This is a genomic window from Paraconexibacter antarcticus (genome assembly GCF_024220175.1).
GTDB lineage: Bacteria > Actinomycetota > Thermoleophilia > Solirubrobacterales > Solirubrobacteraceae > Paraconexibacter > Paraconexibacter antarcticus.
Window position 1 is genome coordinate 490,891 of sequence record NZ_CP098502.1, and the last position, 16,255, is coordinate 507,145.

14 protein-coding genes are annotated in these 16,255 nt (G+C 70.1%); 9 read left to right on the forward strand and 5 right to left on the reverse strand.

Annotation, left to right across the window (positions count from 1 at the left end; translation table 11 throughout):
• Position 1: 1 nt before the first annotated feature.
• Genes NBH00_RS02415 through NBH00_RS02425 form a run of 3 tightly spaced genes read right to left on the reverse strand, consistent with a single transcriptional unit; the run spans position 2 to position 4,799 of the window.
• On the reverse strand, positions 2-1,036 hold the full coding sequence (locus NBH00_RS02415) for a class I SAM-dependent methyltransferase (RefSeq protein ID WP_254571762.1): 1,035 nt from the start codon (positions 1,034-1,036) through the stop codon (positions 2-4).
• Entirely contained in the window at positions 1,015-3,000 is a 1,986-nt protein-coding gene (locus NBH00_RS02420) for a glycosyltransferase (RefSeq protein WP_254571763.1), read from the reverse strand. Before NBH00_RS02420 ends, NBH00_RS02415 begins: the two co-directional genes overlap by 22 nt.
• Positions 2,997-4,799 (reverse strand): glycosyltransferase family 2 protein, encoded by a 1,803-nt coding sequence (locus tag NBH00_RS02425; RefSeq protein ID WP_254571764.1) that lies wholly within the window; start codon positions 4,797-4,799, stop codon positions 2,997-2,999. Before NBH00_RS02425 ends, NBH00_RS02420 begins: the two co-directional genes overlap by 4 nt.
• Before the next feature lie 81 nt (positions 4,800-4,880).
• Between NBH00_RS02425 and NBH00_RS02430 the strand changes: the two genes are divergently transcribed.
• On the forward strand, positions 4,881-5,345 hold the full coding sequence (locus tag NBH00_RS02430) for a hypothetical protein (RefSeq protein ID WP_254571765.1): 465 nt from the start codon (positions 4,881-4,883) through the stop codon (positions 5,343-5,345).
• 18 nt (positions 5,346-5,363) lie between these two features.
• Here the strand turns inward: NBH00_RS02430 and rfbC are convergent, their stop codons facing one another.
• Positions 5,364-5,924 carry a dTDP-4-dehydrorhamnose 3,5-epimerase gene (gene rfbC / locus NBH00_RS02435; RefSeq protein WP_254571766.1) on the reverse strand — a complete coding sequence of 187 codons (561 nt, stop codon included), beginning with the start codon at positions 5,922-5,924 and terminating at the stop codon, positions 5,364-5,366.
• A 102-nt stretch (positions 5,925-6,026) separates the two neighbouring features.
• Between rfbC and NBH00_RS02440 the strand changes: the two genes are divergently transcribed.
• The 8 genes from NBH00_RS02440 to NBH00_RS02475 all read left to right on the forward strand — a co-directional run bounded on the left by NBH00_RS02440 (position 6,027) and on the right by NBH00_RS02475 (position 15,958).
• The gene (locus NBH00_RS02440) at positions 6,027-7,274 is read left to right on the forward strand and encodes an ABC transporter ATP-binding protein (protein WP_254571767.1); all 1,248 of its coding nucleotides are present in this window, start codon (positions 6,027-6,029) and stop codon (positions 7,272-7,274) included.
• Positions 7,271-8,131, forward strand: a complete 861-nt coding sequence (locus NBH00_RS02445; RefSeq protein WP_254571768.1) for an ABC transporter permease — start codon at positions 7,271-7,273, stop codon at positions 8,129-8,131. Before NBH00_RS02440 ends, NBH00_RS02445 begins: the two co-directional genes overlap by 4 nt.
• Positions 8,132-8,141: 10 nt before the next feature.
• On the forward strand, positions 8,142-9,149 hold the full coding sequence (locus tag NBH00_RS02450) for a class I SAM-dependent methyltransferase (protein WP_254571769.1): 1,008 nt from the start codon (positions 8,142-8,144) through the stop codon (positions 9,147-9,149).
• Positions 9,146-9,415: a hypothetical protein gene (locus NBH00_RS02455; protein ID WP_254571770.1), complete on the forward strand. Its 270-nt coding sequence runs from the start codon at positions 9,146-9,148 to the stop codon at positions 9,413-9,415. Before NBH00_RS02450 ends, NBH00_RS02455 begins: the two co-directional genes overlap by 4 nt.
• Before the next feature lie 46 nt (positions 9,416-9,461).
• A complete protein-coding gene (locus NBH00_RS02460; RefSeq protein WP_302182768.1) occupies positions 9,462-11,594 on the forward strand; it encodes a glycosyltransferase in 2,133 nt (710 codons plus the stop codon).
• A 158-nt stretch (positions 11,595-11,752) separates the two neighbouring features.
• The gene (locus NBH00_RS02465; RefSeq protein ID WP_254571772.1) at positions 11,753-12,790 is read left to right on the forward strand and encodes a glycosyltransferase family 4 protein; all 1,038 of its coding nucleotides are present in this window, start codon (positions 11,753-11,755) and stop codon (positions 12,788-12,790) included.
• 63 nt (positions 12,791-12,853) lie between these two features.
• The gene (locus tag NBH00_RS02470; protein WP_254571773.1) at positions 12,854-14,983 is read left to right on the forward strand and encodes a DUF2142 domain-containing protein; all 2,130 of its coding nucleotides are present in this window, start codon (positions 12,854-12,856) and stop codon (positions 14,981-14,983) included.
• A gap of 90 nt (positions 14,984-15,073) precedes the next feature.
• A complete protein-coding gene (locus NBH00_RS02475) occupies positions 15,074-15,958 on the forward strand; it encodes a COX15/CtaA family protein (protein ID WP_254571774.1) in 885 nt (294 codons plus the stop codon).
• A gap of 42 nt (positions 15,959-16,000) precedes the next feature.
• On the opposite strand, the gene NBH00_RS02480 is transcribed toward NBH00_RS02475, so the two are convergent.
• Positions 16,001-16,171, reverse strand: a complete 171-nt coding sequence (locus NBH00_RS02480; RefSeq protein WP_254571775.1) for a hypothetical protein — start codon at positions 16,169-16,171, stop codon at positions 16,001-16,003.
• Positions 16,172-16,255: the final 84 nt, after the last annotated feature.

Genomic DNA, 16,255 nt, shown 5'->3' on the forward strand with positions numbered 1-16,255 from the left:
CTCAGCTCCGCGGGAAGCGGTGGCCGGCGACCCGGGCCGCCAGGTTCGTCAGGCGGCTCGAGTGCACGGCGACATGGGCGCGGCGGTAACCGTCGCGCTCGGCGCGTGCCGCAGTGGTCTCGTCGGCCAGCCGGGCCAGCTCGGCCTCGAGCACGCCGATGCGATGCCGGCACTGGCGCACCTCCTCGCGGGAGAGCGCCAGCTCATCCTCCCGCCGCAGGACCGCCGACGCGGCGCCGGCCGCGCCCAGCCCCAGCCGCTCCCGGACCAGGCGCCCGTTAGCGGCCTGCAGCGTGCGGTTCGCCCGCTCCAGCCCACGCATGTACCGGTGGTTGACGGGCGCCACGGCCAGGTGGAGCGCCGCGTCGGCCGGGTCAAGGAGCACGTCGGCGTCGACGCCGGCGAGCAGCAGGAAGTGGTTGGCCCAGTCGAGGTCCTGCTCGCCGTCGAGCGCGACCTCGGCGCGAACGGGGCCCGTGGCCCGGCCGCGGATGAGCGAGCCCTCGGCGTGCGACTGGAAGGCGACGGTGACGCCGGGCAGGTCGGCGAACAGGGCACGGGCGCGGTCGAGGTCGAAGTCGGTGAGGTGGAACTCGTTCTCCTCGCCGAAGGTCGCGCTGTTGGGGACCGAGACGACCATGCCGGCGCCGCCGCGGACGAGGCGCACCAGCTGCGCGGCGACGTCGTCGACGTCCGGTAGATGTTCAAGGCCCTCGAAGCAGATCACGACGTCCACGTCGCCGGGCTCGAGCCGGCGCAGGTACGCGAGCGCGTCGTCTGCCACGAAGGTCGCGGCCGTCCGCGCGCCGACCGTCGCCTGGGCGGTGTCGATCGCGGCCGCGTCACGGTCGACGCCGACGACCTGCGAGGCCACCTCCGCCAGCATCCCGGTCCCGTAGCCCACGCCGCAGCACAGGTCGACCACGCGCCTGCCCGCGCAGGCGCGGCGCGCGAGCGCGTAGCGGTGGCGGTGCTCCACCGCGATGAGCGTGTGCTCGCTCACCGCGTCCAGGCTCAGCCGTTCGTCGACACCCATGCGACCTCCTTCTCACGGATCAGTGCGTCCAGCTCAGCGAGCAGGCGCTCCTCGCGCCGCAGCCCGACGTCTCGCAACATCGAGTCCTCGCGCACGCGGTAGCGCCACAGCATCTCGGGGATGACGTGCCCGTGCAGGCCGGCGTGGGCCAGCTCGCGGTAGAGCGCCCAGTCCTCATAGCTCGTCAGGTCCTCGCTGAACCGGTGGCGGTCGAAGAGCCGCTTGCGCAGGACGGCGGTGGCGTCGCCGGCGACGTTGCGCTCGTCCACGAGCGCCGACCAGTTCCCGACGGGGCGGTAGCCCTCGGCCGGCGGCGTGAACGCCGTCCCGTCTTCGTGGACGTAGCGGCTCCAGGACGTGACGTAGTGCAGGTCCTCCCGCACCTCGAGCAGCTCCACACCCCGGGCGACGAACGATGGCTCGAGCACGTTGTCCGCGTCGAGCGGTACGACGTACCGGCCGCGGGACTGATCGATGCCGAAGTTCCGCGCGGCGCCGAGGCCGCCGTTGGCTTGGGCGAGGACCCGGATCGGGTAGCGGGTCGCGAGCTCGGCCAGGACGATGTCCTCCGGGGTGAACGCGCCGTCACCGATGACGATCACCTCGATCCGGGAGTGGGTCTGAGCCAGAGCGGAGCGCACCGCCTCCTCGACGTACCGCGGGAGGCCGTAGTACGGGATGACGACGCTGACGAGCGGGACGGGCTCGCTCGGCGGGACCCGCGACGCGCGCGGCGCGACGCGCCGTGGTGGGCGGGCGATGAGCTCCAGGTAGGCACCGCGGATGCCGTCGGGGTCACTGAGCGCCAGCGCCCGTGCACGGACGGCGGCCGGGTCGCGGCCGGCCCGGAACGCGGCCGGGTTGGCGACCGCGGCGCCGAGGGTCTCCATGAGGGCATCGACGCCGGTCGCTGTCGTCAGCTCACCCGTGACACCGGGTGCGACGAGCTCGGTGAGACCGCCGACGGGACACGCGATGACGGGGACCCCGGCCGCCATGCTCTCGAGCACGACGTACGGCCAGCACTCCCAGCGTGAGGGAGTGACGAGCACGTCGTGAGCCACGACGCAGCCGGGGACCTCGGCGCGGGGGAGGTTCTCGAGGAACGTGACGCGGTGGTCCCCGGCCGCCTGCAGCTCCAGCGTCCGCCGCATCGAGTGGCCGAGCGGCGCCGTATCGGTGTCGCCGCCGAGGATCGTCAGGCGCCAGTCGGCGGTGAACGCGCTCAGCGCGGCGATCAGGTCCTGGACCCCCTTGCGCCGCTCGCAGCGCCCGACGTAGATCATCCGCAGCGGTCCGCCGTCGGGGAGCTGCGGCAGTGCGGTCGGGTGGCTGCGGTCGAGCGGGTACCGGATGCCGACCCTCGGAGCGAGCGGCACCCCGGCGTAGAACCGCTCGTAGGCGCCGCGAATGTCCCCGCCGCAGTCGACGAGGACATCGGCATCGACGAGCGCTCGGCGCTCGAGGTCACGATGCATCCGCGCCTCGAAGTCCCGGTGCAGATGGCCGTTCAGGACGTTCGCCATCTCCGAGCTCGTGTGCAGGCGCAGGGCGAGCAGGGTGTCCGCGAGGAACGGATCGCCACCGCGGCGCGCCTGCGTCGGGACGAACCCCTCGCCGAGGTAGTCCGAGAACTCCACGAGGTCGGGTCCGCCGTCGGGAAACAGTGCGCGCAACGCGACGAGGACGCGGTGGGAGTACAGGTGCATGTGCGAGTAGAACTCGCCGTGGTCGGCGGGCTCGGGCACCGCGACGAAGGCGACCCGAGCGCCGCCGTAGTCGACGCGCGGGTCGTCGACGGCCTCCAGCTCGCGGTGCCTCTCGGCGTACCACCCCGCGGTGAGGATCGTCACGTCGGCGACCGGCGCAAGGACGCGCGCGAGCTGGGCGATGTAGGCGCCGATGCCGCCGCCGGCGAACGGGAAGAGCTCGCGCGAGCTGAGCACGATCGATGGACGCGTCATGCCAGCAGCTCCGGATGGCGGGTCAGCATGTCGCCGAGCGGCGCCAGGTGCGAGAGGTGCAGCCCCGCGCTCATCGAGTCCTCGCGCAGCCGGTAGGAGGCGACGATCTCGGGCACCCACACCCCACGGTGTCCGGCCTTCGCCATCCGGCACCAGAGGTCCCAGTCCTCGTAGCCCCACGGCATCCCGTGGTAGCCGCCGACCGCCATCAGGGCCTCCCGGCGGATGAGCGCGAGCGCCGGCACGTAGTTGCCGCCGCGGAAGCGCTCGACCGACCAGGGGTGCAGGCCGACGAGGCCGATCGGGCCGCCGACGTCGAAGCGCTGCAGGATCCCGTAGGCGAAGCTCGCGCCCGGATCGGCGTCGAGTCCGGCGACCAGGCGTGTCAGCCCGTTGCGTCGCAGGAGGTCGTCGGCGTCGAGCGTGAGCAGCAGCTCACCGGCGGCGTGCTCCGCGGCAGCGTTGCGGGAGGCGCTCAGGCCGCGGTTGCGCCGGTGGCGCAGGACGGTGACCGGGAGGTCGGTCCGCCCGGCGGCCCAGGCGACCGCGAGCGCCGCGTCGTCCTGCGGCGAGGCATCGTCCACGAGCACGATCTCGACCGCGGGCGCGCCCCCTTCGAGCGCCGCGGACGCGACGGAGTCCAGCGTCTCCTCCAAGGTGCGGCAGGCGGCGTAGGCGGGGATGAGGACCGACACCCGCGGTGAGCCACGGCGCGCGGGACCGGCCACGACCTCGGTGACAGCGTCGTCCGGCCCGCCGCTTTCCAGGCCGGCCAGCCGCCGTTCGAGCGCACGCGTCCGTCCCACGACCTCCTGCAGGCCCGCGCGCAGGGTCGCGTCCGGTTGGGCGCGCTCGTCGCGGAGGATCTGCAGGACCGAGCGTGGCGGGGGGACCGGGGCGGCCGCCGCACTCGGGACGGGCGGGCCGCCGGGCCGGACCGGCCGGTTCACGCGGGCGTCCTCGAGCGCCTCGATCAGCTTCGCGCCCATGAGGCGAAGTGGAATCTGCTCCGACCAGGCGGCGAGGCCCGCAGCCGCCAGGGCCACGGCCCGGGCCGGGTCAGCCGAGAGCTCGGCGGCGCGGGCGAAGAGCGTCTCGGACGCGCCGCGAAGCAGCTGTTCCTCGCCGGCCGGCACGGGCCCGAGCGAGTCGGTCACCACGGCGACGCCTGACTCCCAGGCCGCGAGGATCGCCGCGAGGTCGGGACTTCCCGCAGCCGCCGGCGTGACATCCACCAGGATTCGGGCGCGGCGCAGGGGATGCGCGTGGTCGGCGTCGGTCTCGGGGAGTTCGAGGTCGAAATGATGGGCGCACCGGAGGAGGTCGAGCCAGGCGGCCCCCCGGGCCAGCAGCTCCAGGCGCCGAGCGGTCGGGGGTCCGAGGGTGACGATGTCCAGCGGCGGCGCGGCGGCGGTGGGGACGGCGGCTGCGCGCGCGCCGAGCGGGACGAACCGGCTGTGGCACCCGACCCTGGTCAGGTGTTGCGCGCAGCGTTCCTCCGGGTGGGCGAGCACCGCCATGTGCTCCCCGACGGTCGCGTCGTCCTGCAATGTCACGGAGCCGTACGGCGCCAGCGAGAAGCCCATCAGGCGGGCGAGCGTCTCCCGTGAGAGCGCCATGGGCTGCTCGGCGAACCAGGCGGCGGGGTCGACGACGAGAGCCGGTGCAGACGGGTCCGGCGGCCCGTCCCCGACTGCGGCATCGACACCGACGGCGGCGAGCGCCTCCTCGATCCGGCGCGCGGTGGCGCGGACGCCGGCGAACGCCCGCCCGGAGGCCCTGATCTGCACCTGCTGCACGCCGCGCAGTCTACGGACGGATCCTCTCGCGCGGGCCTGTGGGCCCCCCGGCGGCGCCTCGGTCCCGGATAGGCTTCGGGGGTGTCCGACACCGCGCCACACGCCGCGTCGCCGTCCGAGGAGCTACCGCGTGCGGCAGCGCTCGGGCTTGCACGGGCCGAGCTCGCGCAGCTGGAGGCGGAGCTGGTCCGTCACCGGCTGGCGACGGCCGAGCTCGAGCGCGAGCGGGCGGCGATCATCCGGGAGCGGGCGGCGATCGACGCCGAGCGCCCGTCATGGGCGACGCGGCTGCAGGAGGCGGCAGACCGGCTGGGGGAGGCGGACGCACTCCTGGCGCGGCGCGAGCAGGAGCTCGCCGTCGAGGTTTCCGCACGTGCGTCAGCCGAGCAGGACAGACAGCGCGTGAGCGACGAGCTCGATGATGCGCGGGCAGCCCTCCAGGAAACAAGCGGGCAGCTCGAGCGCGTCCAGGCACGACTTGCCCGGGCCCAGCGATGGTCGCCACGCCATCACCTGGGCGTCATCGTCCACCGGCTGCGCGGCTGAGTCCCGCGCCAGGGGCGCCTACCAGTCCGGCAGCTCGGGCGTGAACTGCGCGAGCGTCGGCGCGTTCGCATCCCGCTCGCTGTAGATCCACTCGCTCCGCTCGCCAGGCCAGGTGATCGCCACGGCCGGATCCAGGAAGGAGATGCCCCGTTCGACGTCCGTCGTGTAGTACGCCGACTGCTTGTAGAGCACGTCGGCGACGTCGCTGCTCACGACGAACCCGTGACCGAACCCGACCGGGGCGTAGAGCAGCCGCATCGACTCGTCGTCGAGCTCGAACGCCTCCCATTCGCCGAACGTGGGTGAGCTCCGCCGCAGGTCGACGAGCACATCCACGATGGCCCCGCGACCACAGCGCACGAGCTTGGAGCAGCCGTCCCCGATCTGGAAGTGGATGCCGCGAATCGTGCCGCGCCGCGAGCGCGAGTGGTTGTCCTGGACGAAGGCATCGGTGATCCCGAGGCCGGCGAGCTCGTCGGCCCGGAAGGTCTCGCAGAAGAACCCGCGATCGTCCCCGAAGACCGAGGGCTCCAGGAGGAGGGGACCTTCGAGCCGGCTCGGGACGACGGAGAAGCGCATGCGGGAAGGCTGCCACACCGGTCGCGGCAGCGGCGCTCCGGGCGTCCGGCTCCCCGTACGCGTTCGCACCGTTTCCGACGGGCAACCTCTACCATGCAGCGGGTGACCGCCCTTGCCGAGTCGCCGGCGGACGCGCGCGCTGCCCGCCTCGCCGCCGCGCCCCCCGCTGTCGTCATCGACCACGCGTCCAAGACGTTCCGGTTGCCCCACGTCCAGTACTCGACGCTCAAGGAGCGCCTGCTCCATCCGTGGCGTTCGACGACCTACGACGAGCTGCGGGCGCTCAACGACGTGGACGTGACCATTCGGCAGGGCGAGTTCTTCGGCATCGTCGGCCGCAACGGCTCCGGGAAGAGCACGCTCCTGAAATGCCTGGCGGGGATCTACCGGCCGGACGCCGGAGCGATCACCGTCCACGGTCGCCTGTCCCCGTTCATCGAGCTCGGCGTCGGCTTCAACCCGGACCTGACCGCCCGCGACAACGTCGTGATCAACGCGGTGATGATGGGCCTCACGCGCCGTGAGGCGGCCGCGAGTTTCGACGCCGTCATCGCGTTTGCCGAGCTCGAGGAGTTCGTGGACCTCAAGCTGAAGAACTACTCGTCGGGTATGGCGGTCCGGCTCGGCTTCGCGACGGCCATCCAGGTGTCGGCGGACGTGCTCCTCGTCGACGAGGTGCTGGCCGTGGGTGACGCGGCGTTCCAGCAGAAGTGCTTCGAGGAGTTCAACCGGCTCAAGGCGGAGGGTCGTACCGTGATCTTCGTCACGCACGACATGAGCGCCGCGGAGCGCTACTGCGACCGGGCGATGCTCATCGAGCGCGGTGACGTGCAGATGATCGGCGAGCCGCACGCGATCGCGCGGGCCTACAACGAGTTGAACTTCGGGCGTCTCGTGCACGAGCAGGACGAAACGGGCCGGTACGGCGACCAGAAGGTCTGCGAGATCGCCGACGCGTGGTTCGAGAAGGACGGTGTCCGGACCGGGGAGGTGGCCCAGCACGAGCGCGTGACGATGTGCGCGCGCATCCGCTTCCACGAGGCAGTCGTCGACCCCGTCGTCGGGTTCAGCCTGCGCAATGATGTGGGCCACACGTTCTTCGTGACGACATCGGAGTGGGCCGAGGTGGCGACCGGCAGTTTCGCGGCGGGTGAGGAGCTGACCGCCCGCGTCGCGATCGAGGCGGTCATGTCCACGACGAAGTACGAGCTGACGCCGTCGATCGCGCGGGTCGGCGGGGTCGACGTCCTCGACGTCCGTGAGGACCTCGCCTCGCTGTACGTGCACGGCACGCGAGTGACAGGCGGGCTCGTCGACCTCCCTCACCGGTTCGAGCTGGAGCGCGGGTGACCGACGTCGTCGTCAACACCACGGCCGCTATCCCGGTGGCCCACGCCCCGACGCGGGCGGCCGAGGCGCGGCGGCTGCTGACCCTCACGTGGACCCTCGCGCTCAGTGACTGGAAGTTTCGTTTCTACGGCTCGGTCCTCGGCCTGGCCTGGACCCTCGTGCGGCCGTTCGCGCTGTTCGGGGTCGTCTACTTCGTCTTCACCCAGATAGCCGGCCTCGACAAGCGGGTACCCCACTACGGGGTCTACATCCTCACCGCCCTCGTCATGTTCAATTTCTTCGCCGAGACGACGAACGGGTGCGTCCAGGCGCTCGTGACTCGCGAGAGCCTGCTGCGGAAGATGCAGTTCAACCCCATCGTCATCCCGCTGTCGATCAGCGTGACGGCGCTCCTGAATCTCGGCATGACGCTCATCGCCGTGTTCATCTTCGCCATCGGTAGCGGCGTCTATCCGACGTGGACCTGGCTCGAGCTCCCGCTGCTCGTCGCCTTGCTGTTCGTGCTCGCGACCGGCGTCGGGATGATGCTCAGCGTCCTCTACGTGCGGTTTCGCGACATCCAGCCCATCTGGGAGGTCGTCACCCAGATCCTCTTCTACGCGTCGGCGATCCTTTACGTGCCGACGACCGTCGCCGAGAGCGCGGCGTCCTACTACCGGATGTTTCTCTGCAATCCGATCCCGGCAATCTTCACGCAGATGAGACGCGCCATCATCGATCCGCACGCGCCATCGATCACGCACGCCTTCGAGACGCCGGCATACGCCCTCATCCCGCTGGGGATCATCATCGGCATCTTCAGCCTCGGACTGTGGTTCTTCCAGCGCGAGAGTCCTCGCGTGGCAGAGAACCTCTAGCCTCGTGCCCATGAGCAGGCTCGGCGAACTGCGCTACCAGTTCCAGACGCGCAACGAGCACCTCGTCGACGCGCTTGGGGCCGTGGGTGCGCGCGCGAGCGTGGCGCCCGCGCCGGCGTCTGGCCCGGTGTCGGACGCCCTGTACGCCCGCCTCTCGCCGGCGCACGTCGCGGCGCTGGAGGAAGCGATCGAGGGTGACGTCGCGACGCTGTGGGCCGACCTGGCTCCGGATGATCGTCGACGTCTGCTGGTCTCCGTCGCCGCGTTCTACCGGCAGGAGGAAGCGCTGGCGACGATGGGGCTCACGGCGGCCGAGCCGCCCCCGGAGGTCCACGCCATGGCTCGGGGTCCGCTGGCCACCGGCGGTGACCTCGGGATGGCCGACTTCGTCGTTCAGACGTTGCTCGACGCTGGCGTCGAGCTGCCGCAGGGCGGGACCGTGCTCGATTTCGGCTGCTCCTCCGGTCGCGCCCTCCGGCCGATCGCCGCGTGGCGGCCCGACCTGCAGTGTCTCGGGTGCGACCCCAACGCCGAGGCCATCGCCTGGGCTGCCGGCGCCCTCCCGATGGCCCGCTGGTTCCAGAGTCCGATCGACCCCCCGCTCGAACTCGCGGACGCGTCGGTGGACGTCGCCTACGCGATCTCGATCTGGTCGCACTTCGCGGCGGGGCCGGCGGGCCGGTGGCTCGACGAGATGCACCGCGTCATCCGTCCCGGGGGGGTGTTGCTCCTCACGACGCATGGCCTTGACACGTTCGCCACGTACATCAGAGGGCACCTCATGAATCGCGGTCTGATGGCGGAGGCGATCGGGGGGATGCTGCGCGACGGGGTCCACTTCATCGACGTCTTCGGCGAGGCGGGCGACTGGGGCGTGAAAGACGAAGGCTGGGGCAACAGCTTCCTGCTCGCGGACTGGCTCATCGAGCGGGCGACGCCCGCGTGGTCGGTTCGGCTCCTTCGCCGCGGCCGGCTGGACGGCAATCAGGACGCCTTCGTGCTGGAGCGCATCGGATGACGGCTGTCGTGGATGACCGGCCCGACGAAATCGCGGCGCTCGAGGCGCGCGTCGCTCAGCTCGAGGCCGAACTCGCGCTGCAGGCCCGCGCGACCAACGAGCTCGTGGCCCGTGCCCAGGAGAAGCTCTACTGGCTCGAGCGCTGGCACGTGGACCTCGACCAGGTCATGGCGCGGCGGGGCGCGCAGCAGCTGCTCGAGGTGACGAAGCGCGGGCGGACCGTGCTGCGCGCGGTCCGGCGCACCAAGCGACGCCTGAGCGGTTGAGACTGTTGGGGGTCGGACCGTGCAGGTGAAGAGCGTGTCGGTCGTGGTGCCGGTGAAGGATGGCGCTCGATATCTTGCCGAGCTGTTGGACGCTGTCGCGGCTCAGCGCGTCGCCGGCGTGACCGTTGACGTGCTCGTCGTCGACTCCGGTTCGGCGGACGGTAGTCCGGGTCTCGCTCGAGACCGCGGCGCCCGCGTGATCGAGGTCGCGGAGTCGGCCTTCGGGCACGGCCGCACGCGCAACCTGGCGGCTGAGGCGACGACCGGGGACCTCGTCGCCTTCCTCACGCAGGATGCCACGCCCGTTCCCGGCTGGCTCGAGGCGATCGTCGACGGGTTCAGCCTCGCCGACGACGTCGGCGCGGTCTACGGGCCCCACCTCCCGCGTGAAGACACATCGCCGATGATCGCCCGTGAGCTCGATGCGTTTTTCGCCGGACACGCGGACGCGGCGACAGGAGGGCCCGCGGTCGCCCGGGCCGGCGGATCGTCCTGGCTCTCGAACGTCAACGCCGCGTATCGACGCGATTGCTGGGCCGCCATCCGCTTCGACGACATCCCGTACTCCGAGGACCTCGCGTTCGGACAGGCAATGCTCGCGGCGGGGTGGGCCAAGGTGTTCCATCCGGGCGCCGCCGTCCGCCACGCGCATGACTACCCGCCGGTCGCGTTCGCCAGGCGGTACTTCGACGAGTACCGCGGACTGCGCGCGAGCGTCGGTCACGTCGAGCCGATCCCCGGTCGACGGGCGCTCCTCGATGTGCGTGGGCTCGTGGCGGCCGACCGCGCTTGGATGGCCGCGCAAGGGTACGACGGGGCGGCCCGATGCCGGTGGACCGCGCGGTCCGTTCTGCACCACTCCTCACGTAAGGGGTTCGGTGCGCTCGGCGCCCGGGCCCACCGTCTGCCGCCGGCGGTCCAGCGACGACTCTCGCTGGAGGGGACCGTCGTCGCGGGCGCGCCGGCCGTGGCGACCGGCGGGCAGCCGGTGACGGGCGCCACGGTCGGTCCTCGCGGCGAACACATCGAGGCGCGCCTGGAGCAGCCGACGTGGCAGAACGTCTTGACCTTCTCCCGCGCCGGTATCACGTCGCTGCTACCGCCGATCCCCGGCCACGGGGCTGCCGGTCCGCTCCACCTCGCGGTCGTCATCCCGCCGTTTCAGCGGGGGTCGGGCGGACACATGTCGCTGTTCCAGCTGCTGCTGCGGCTCGAGCGGAAGGGCCACACGGTCTCGCTGTGGATCGACGACGAGGCCGGGCTCATGCGAGAGGACCGGCCGGCGCGCATCCGGCGGCAGATCCGCGACTGGTTCGTCCCGCTGGAGGCCCCGGTCTTCAAGGGCTTCGACGACTGGTTCGGAGCGGACGTCGCCGTCGCCACCGGGTGGCAGACGGCCCACAGCGTGGCGATGCTGTCAGGGACGCGGGCGCGCGCCTATATCGTCCAGGACCACGAGCCCGAGTTCTACGCGACGTCGGCCGAGAGCCGCTGGGCCGCCGATACCTACCGGCTCGGTTTTCACCATCTCTGCGGCTCGCCTTACCTGGAGGCGATGGTCGCGTCCTACGGTGGCACATCCTCGCGTTTCTCCTTCGGCGTCGACCACGAGCTCTACCATCCTCGACCGATCTCCCGCGATCCCGACACCGTGGTCGTCTACGGACGCGACGCGACTCCACGACGAGCCGTGCCGCTCGCGATCCTCGCATTGACCGAGTTGCTTGAGCGGCGTCCCCGCACGCGCGTCGTGAGCTTCGGGAGCAAGCTGCCCGTCTGGATGCCGTTCCCCCACGAGCATCTTGGTGTCCTGGGAGCGGACGAGCTCGCTCGAGCGTTCGGCGCGGGCTCCGTGGGATTCGTTCTGTCGATGACCAACTACTCGGTCATCCCGCAGGAGATGCTTGCCTGCGGGATGCCCGTGGTCGAGCTCGCGGGGGTGAGCGGGGAAGGCATCTTCGGGGACGACGGAGGGGTCACCTTCGCCGAATTCGATCCGGTCAGGCTCGCTGATGCGCTCGAGCGTCTCCTCGACGACCGGGAGGAGTGGGCGCGACGATCAGCCCAGGGGATCGCATGGGCTGCCGGTCGCTCCTGGGACACCGGCGCGGACGAGGTCGAAGCGGGCCTGCGCGAAGCGCTCCGGCTTGCCGGTGCTCGCGGGAAGGTGACCGCGTGAGTCCGATCCTGAGGCGGAGCGCCGCCCGCGCTGAACGCGAGCCTCGGTCGCTCCGGATCCCTCCGCTGCTGGCAGAGGCGCTCCGGCTCGGGGCGGTCCCGCTTCGAGCTGGTGACTCGCTTGCTGCCGACGCTTCCGCTCCTTCGGAGACCACGCCGATGACGATTGCGCTGGTGATCCCGCAGTTCCGGCGCGGCAGCGGTGGCCACCGCACCATCGCGGACCTCGTGCGGGGCCTCGAGACGCGCGGGCACGCGCTCTCGCTCTGGCTCGTCGACGAGGAGGACCGCCACCGCGGACAGGCCGACGCCGAGGTCGAGGGGCTGTTCAAGCGGTTCTTCGGGCCCGTCGAGGCACCTCTTCGTCGGCTCGCCATCGACGACGATGCCGGCGTCGCTTCGGGCCCGGGGGAAGTCGACGTCCTCGTGGCGACGGGCTGGCAGACCGTGCCGACGGTCCTTCGCACGCCTGGGGCCCGGCGACGGGCATATCTCGTCCAGGACCACGAACCCGACTTCTACCCTGCGTCGATGGAGCGCGAGTGGGCGGCATGGACATATCGCCAGGGCCTGCACTGCATCTGTGCGTCGCCCTGGCTTGCAGAGGAGATCCGCGCAACCTACGGCGCGAGCGTCTCCTCCTTCGACCTCGGTGTCGACCATCAGCGCTACGCGCCACTACCGACCCACCGCCGCGATGATCTCGTGCTCTTCTACGCGCGGGCGGTCACGCCTCGGCGGGCGGCGGCCCTCGGCGTCCTCGCACTCGACGAGCTCCATCGCCGACGTCCGGACCTTGAGATCGCCTTTTTCGGGGACGCCCGTCCTATCGCGACGCCCTTTCCGTATCGCCACCTCGGCGTGCTCGCGCCCGATCACCTCGCGCACGCCTACGCGTCAGCGACCGTCGGGCTCGTTCTCTCCATGACGAACCCCTCGTTGGTTCCCACCGAGATGCTCGCCTGCGGACTTCCTGTCGTCGACCTCGCGACGCCCGCCATGACGACAACGTTCGGCGCCGACGGTCCTATTTGCCTGACCGACGCCACCCCGGTCGCCATTGCGCAGTCCATCGAACGCCTCACCGACGACCTCGCAGCCCGCGCGGCGCTCACCCGCGCCGGCCTCGACCTCGCCGCTTCGCGGACCTGGGCCGGGGCGGCGGCGCAGGTTGAGGGTGGGCTCCGCGAGGAGTGACCGGAAATGGGTGGTGGCCTCCTTCGAAGCGCAGTCAGGGTGATGTTTCCGGGGTCCCAGCGAGTGTGGCTCGCGAGCGCCGTCACGCTCATTGTGGTCGTCGTTGGAGTCGCGAAGTTCATCGAGAGGCAGTCCGTGCCCCTCACCGGCACGAACTCCGTTGACGTAGGGGCGGTGGTTGTCCGTCCGCAGGCTGGGCAGACGACATGCCTCCGCGGCCTTTCGATTCCTGGAGGGACGGGAAGAATCCAGATCTGGGCGGGCCTGCAAGAAGTAAAGCGGGCTAGTCCAACCATCGTCAGCCTCCTCAAGGGAACGTCAGGTCGCCCCCAGAAATTCACCGAATCGCTCGGCGGCGATGCTGCGGGAAAATTCAGGGACGTTGCGACGCTGAGCCCAGCGGCGAGGGCGGCACATGCCTCGTTGTGCTTTCGCGCTTCCGGAACTGCGCTCGACTTAGGCGGAGCCACAGTGAACGCCTTTTCGGGGCAGCGTGCGCCCACCATCGACGGCCGAGCGATCCAAGATCTCGATGTGGCGGTCCGCTATCTGTCGCCCGTCGGCCACAAGCAGCGACTGCTCAGTCGAATCGGTCCGGCCTTCGCGCGCGCGGCCCTGTTCAAAGACCTGCCCGGGGGTGGTGTGTCCGTGGGACTACTGCTTGCAGCCCTCTTCCTCGGCCTGCCATATCTCGCGGTACGCACCACCGCCACGTTGCCTTCGTTGAATCTCGGAAACCTTGTGAGGCGGGCAGTTCTTTTGAGTGCGGTCACGAACATCGCGTGGGCCGCCATGTTGCCTCCTTTGCACGGAGCGGACGAAAGCGAGCACTTGGCGTACGTACAGTATGTCGCCGAAACGGGTCACCGCGCCGACTCTGCACCGAGCGTGAGGCAGCCCTACTCATCGGACGAACTTACCTTGATGGGTGCGATTCGGCACAGCTCAACCGTGCTGAATGACTCGTCTCGCGTGCGCTGGGATAAACAATCCGAACTGGCCTATCGGCAAGCGATCAGATCGAAGCCTTCCCGAAGCAACGGCGGAGGATTTACCGAGAGCGCGTCCGGGCATTCCCCTCTCTACTACGGGCTACTGGCGCTTCCGTACCGCCTCGTATCAGGGTCAACTGATCTGCCGCAGTTACTGGAGGTGTTACGAATCACAACCGCGGTGCTAGCGGCGATCATCGCCGGTCTCGCCGTCTGGTGCGCGAGCCTCGTGGCACCCCGCCGCGCGTGGCTCTGGTGGCTCGCGGGACTTCTCGTTGCGTGCCAACCCGTCTTCGCGTCGATCTCGGGGACCGTTAATAACGACACTCTGGTCAACCTACTTAGCGCGACAACGGTCGCACTCTGCATACGCGTGTGCAAGCGAGACGCGCGTTGGTGGCACGCGGCTTTGTTGGGGCTAACCACCGCGCTCCTCCCTGTCGCGAAGATCACTGGATTTGCGATATGGCCCGTTGTAGGCGTTGCGTTAGGGATTGCGGTGATAGAACGACGCTCTCGGGGGGTCGTGTGGCACGTCATCGCCGCCCTATCCGCGGTTGCTCTAACGGTCGTCTCGTGGATATACGTCCTAGCGCCAGCTCTCGCGGGTTCGCGGGGTGCTCTGCTCAACGCTCACGCAAGTTCTGACGGTGCAGCACCGGCTGCGGCGACGAACTCTGGGATCTCCCTACCCGACCACATCAACTACGTAGTGCAGATGGTGCTGCCCGTCGTGCACCTAGGGAAGGACGTGTGGGCTCAGCCGTGGCCTCTGTACTCGATCTATGTCGAGAGAGGGTACGGGCGGTTCGGGTGGTTAGATGCCGGGCTGCCGGACGCCGCATTGCTACTTGTGACAGCGGCTCTCGGCTGCGGGTGGATCATGGTAGCGGTGGCCGCGTGGTGTCGACGCGGGGTTTGGAAACAGTGGGTCCCCTATGCGTCGATTATGATCGTAACCATCGTAGCCGTGCTCACGTTTGTTGGCGTCGCCTACACAGCGACAGCGCCGAGGGATGTGCCAGGCGAGCAGGGACGGTACTTCTTCCCCGCGATTCTGCCGGCATCGATACTCCTCGCCGCGGGCCTAGATCCCCTCCGCACCTCAGTTCGGACGATCGCTCTAGGCGGGATCGCCGTACTATTGCCCGCATTCGCGGCATACGCATGGCTAGCGGCTCTCGCTGATTACTACACCTAGCGGAACGGCCAGATCGAAATGATCCGCAGCTCAAAATCCCGAACCATCTCCCCCGAACGGTTCACGCTGATCGCGAAGATCGCGCTGGGCATGCTCGTGCTGATCGTCTTCACCGGTGCGGCGGTGCGGCTCACCGGGTCGGGGCTCGGGTGCCCGACCTGGCCGAAGTGCACGGAAACGTCCGTGCACTCGTCGCTCAACACCCACGGGCTAATCGAGTTCGGCAACCGCGTGCTGACGTCGCTCGTGTCGATCGGCGTCGTCGCTGCGGCGCTCGGCGCGTACGCCGTGCGGCCCGAGCGCCGCGACCTGCGGTACCTCGCCCTGACGCTCCCGGCCGGGGTCATCGTGCAGGCGGTCATCGGCGGAATCTCGGTGCGGGCGGGTCTCGCCCCGGGCTGGGTGATGGCCCACTACGTCGTCTCGATGGTGCTGCTCACCTGGGCCTTCGATCTTTGGTGGCGCTCACAGCGCTCGCCCGCGGAGGTACACGCCGAGCGCTCTGACCGCTCGATGGTCCTGCTCGTCCGCGGGCTCATGGTGCTGGCGGGCATCGCGATCTTCCTCGGCACCGTGTCGACGGCGGCCGGCCCGCACGCCGGATCCTCGGGCACCGGCGAGTTCGTCGGTCGCCTGCACTGGCTGGGCGACGACACCCTCCGTCAGGTCATCCACATCCACGGCTACGTCGTGACCGCGCTGGGTCTCGGGACCGTGTACGCCTGGTGGCGCTCCCGCCGGACCGACAACCGTGAACTGACCCACACGCTGCTGCTCACGATCGGTCTACTCGCTGCCCAGGGCGTGGTCGGAATCCTCCAGTACCAGCTCAAGCTCCCGGCCGAGATGGTCTGGGTGCACGTTGCGCTCGCGACCCTAACCTGGGTCGGGTACGTGCACCAGCGTGCCGCCGCCGGGCCGCTCCTGGCGCGCTCGAGCAGCCCCGCCGTGGCCGCCCCCGCCCCTTCGCGCTGACGCGCTACGGAGCGCCTGCGCGCGCTCGCGCCGCCGCGCCCCCTACAGGAACAGGCGCTCGGCAACCGCGACGGCGGTCACGCAGAGCCCGGCGACAAAGGCGCCTCCGCGGCTCACCGAACCGACGGAGAACACCCGGCGGTGCCGGGAGCGCCAGCGCTTGTCGCGACGGCACAGGGAACTCGTGTAGATGTTCGCCGGCTGGTCAGCCACCTGGTGTTGCCGACAGTAAGCAGGTCCGCGGACGGAAAGGAAAAAGCTCGGCGTGATACCCCGCAAGTTCGGCGAAAAACCTGC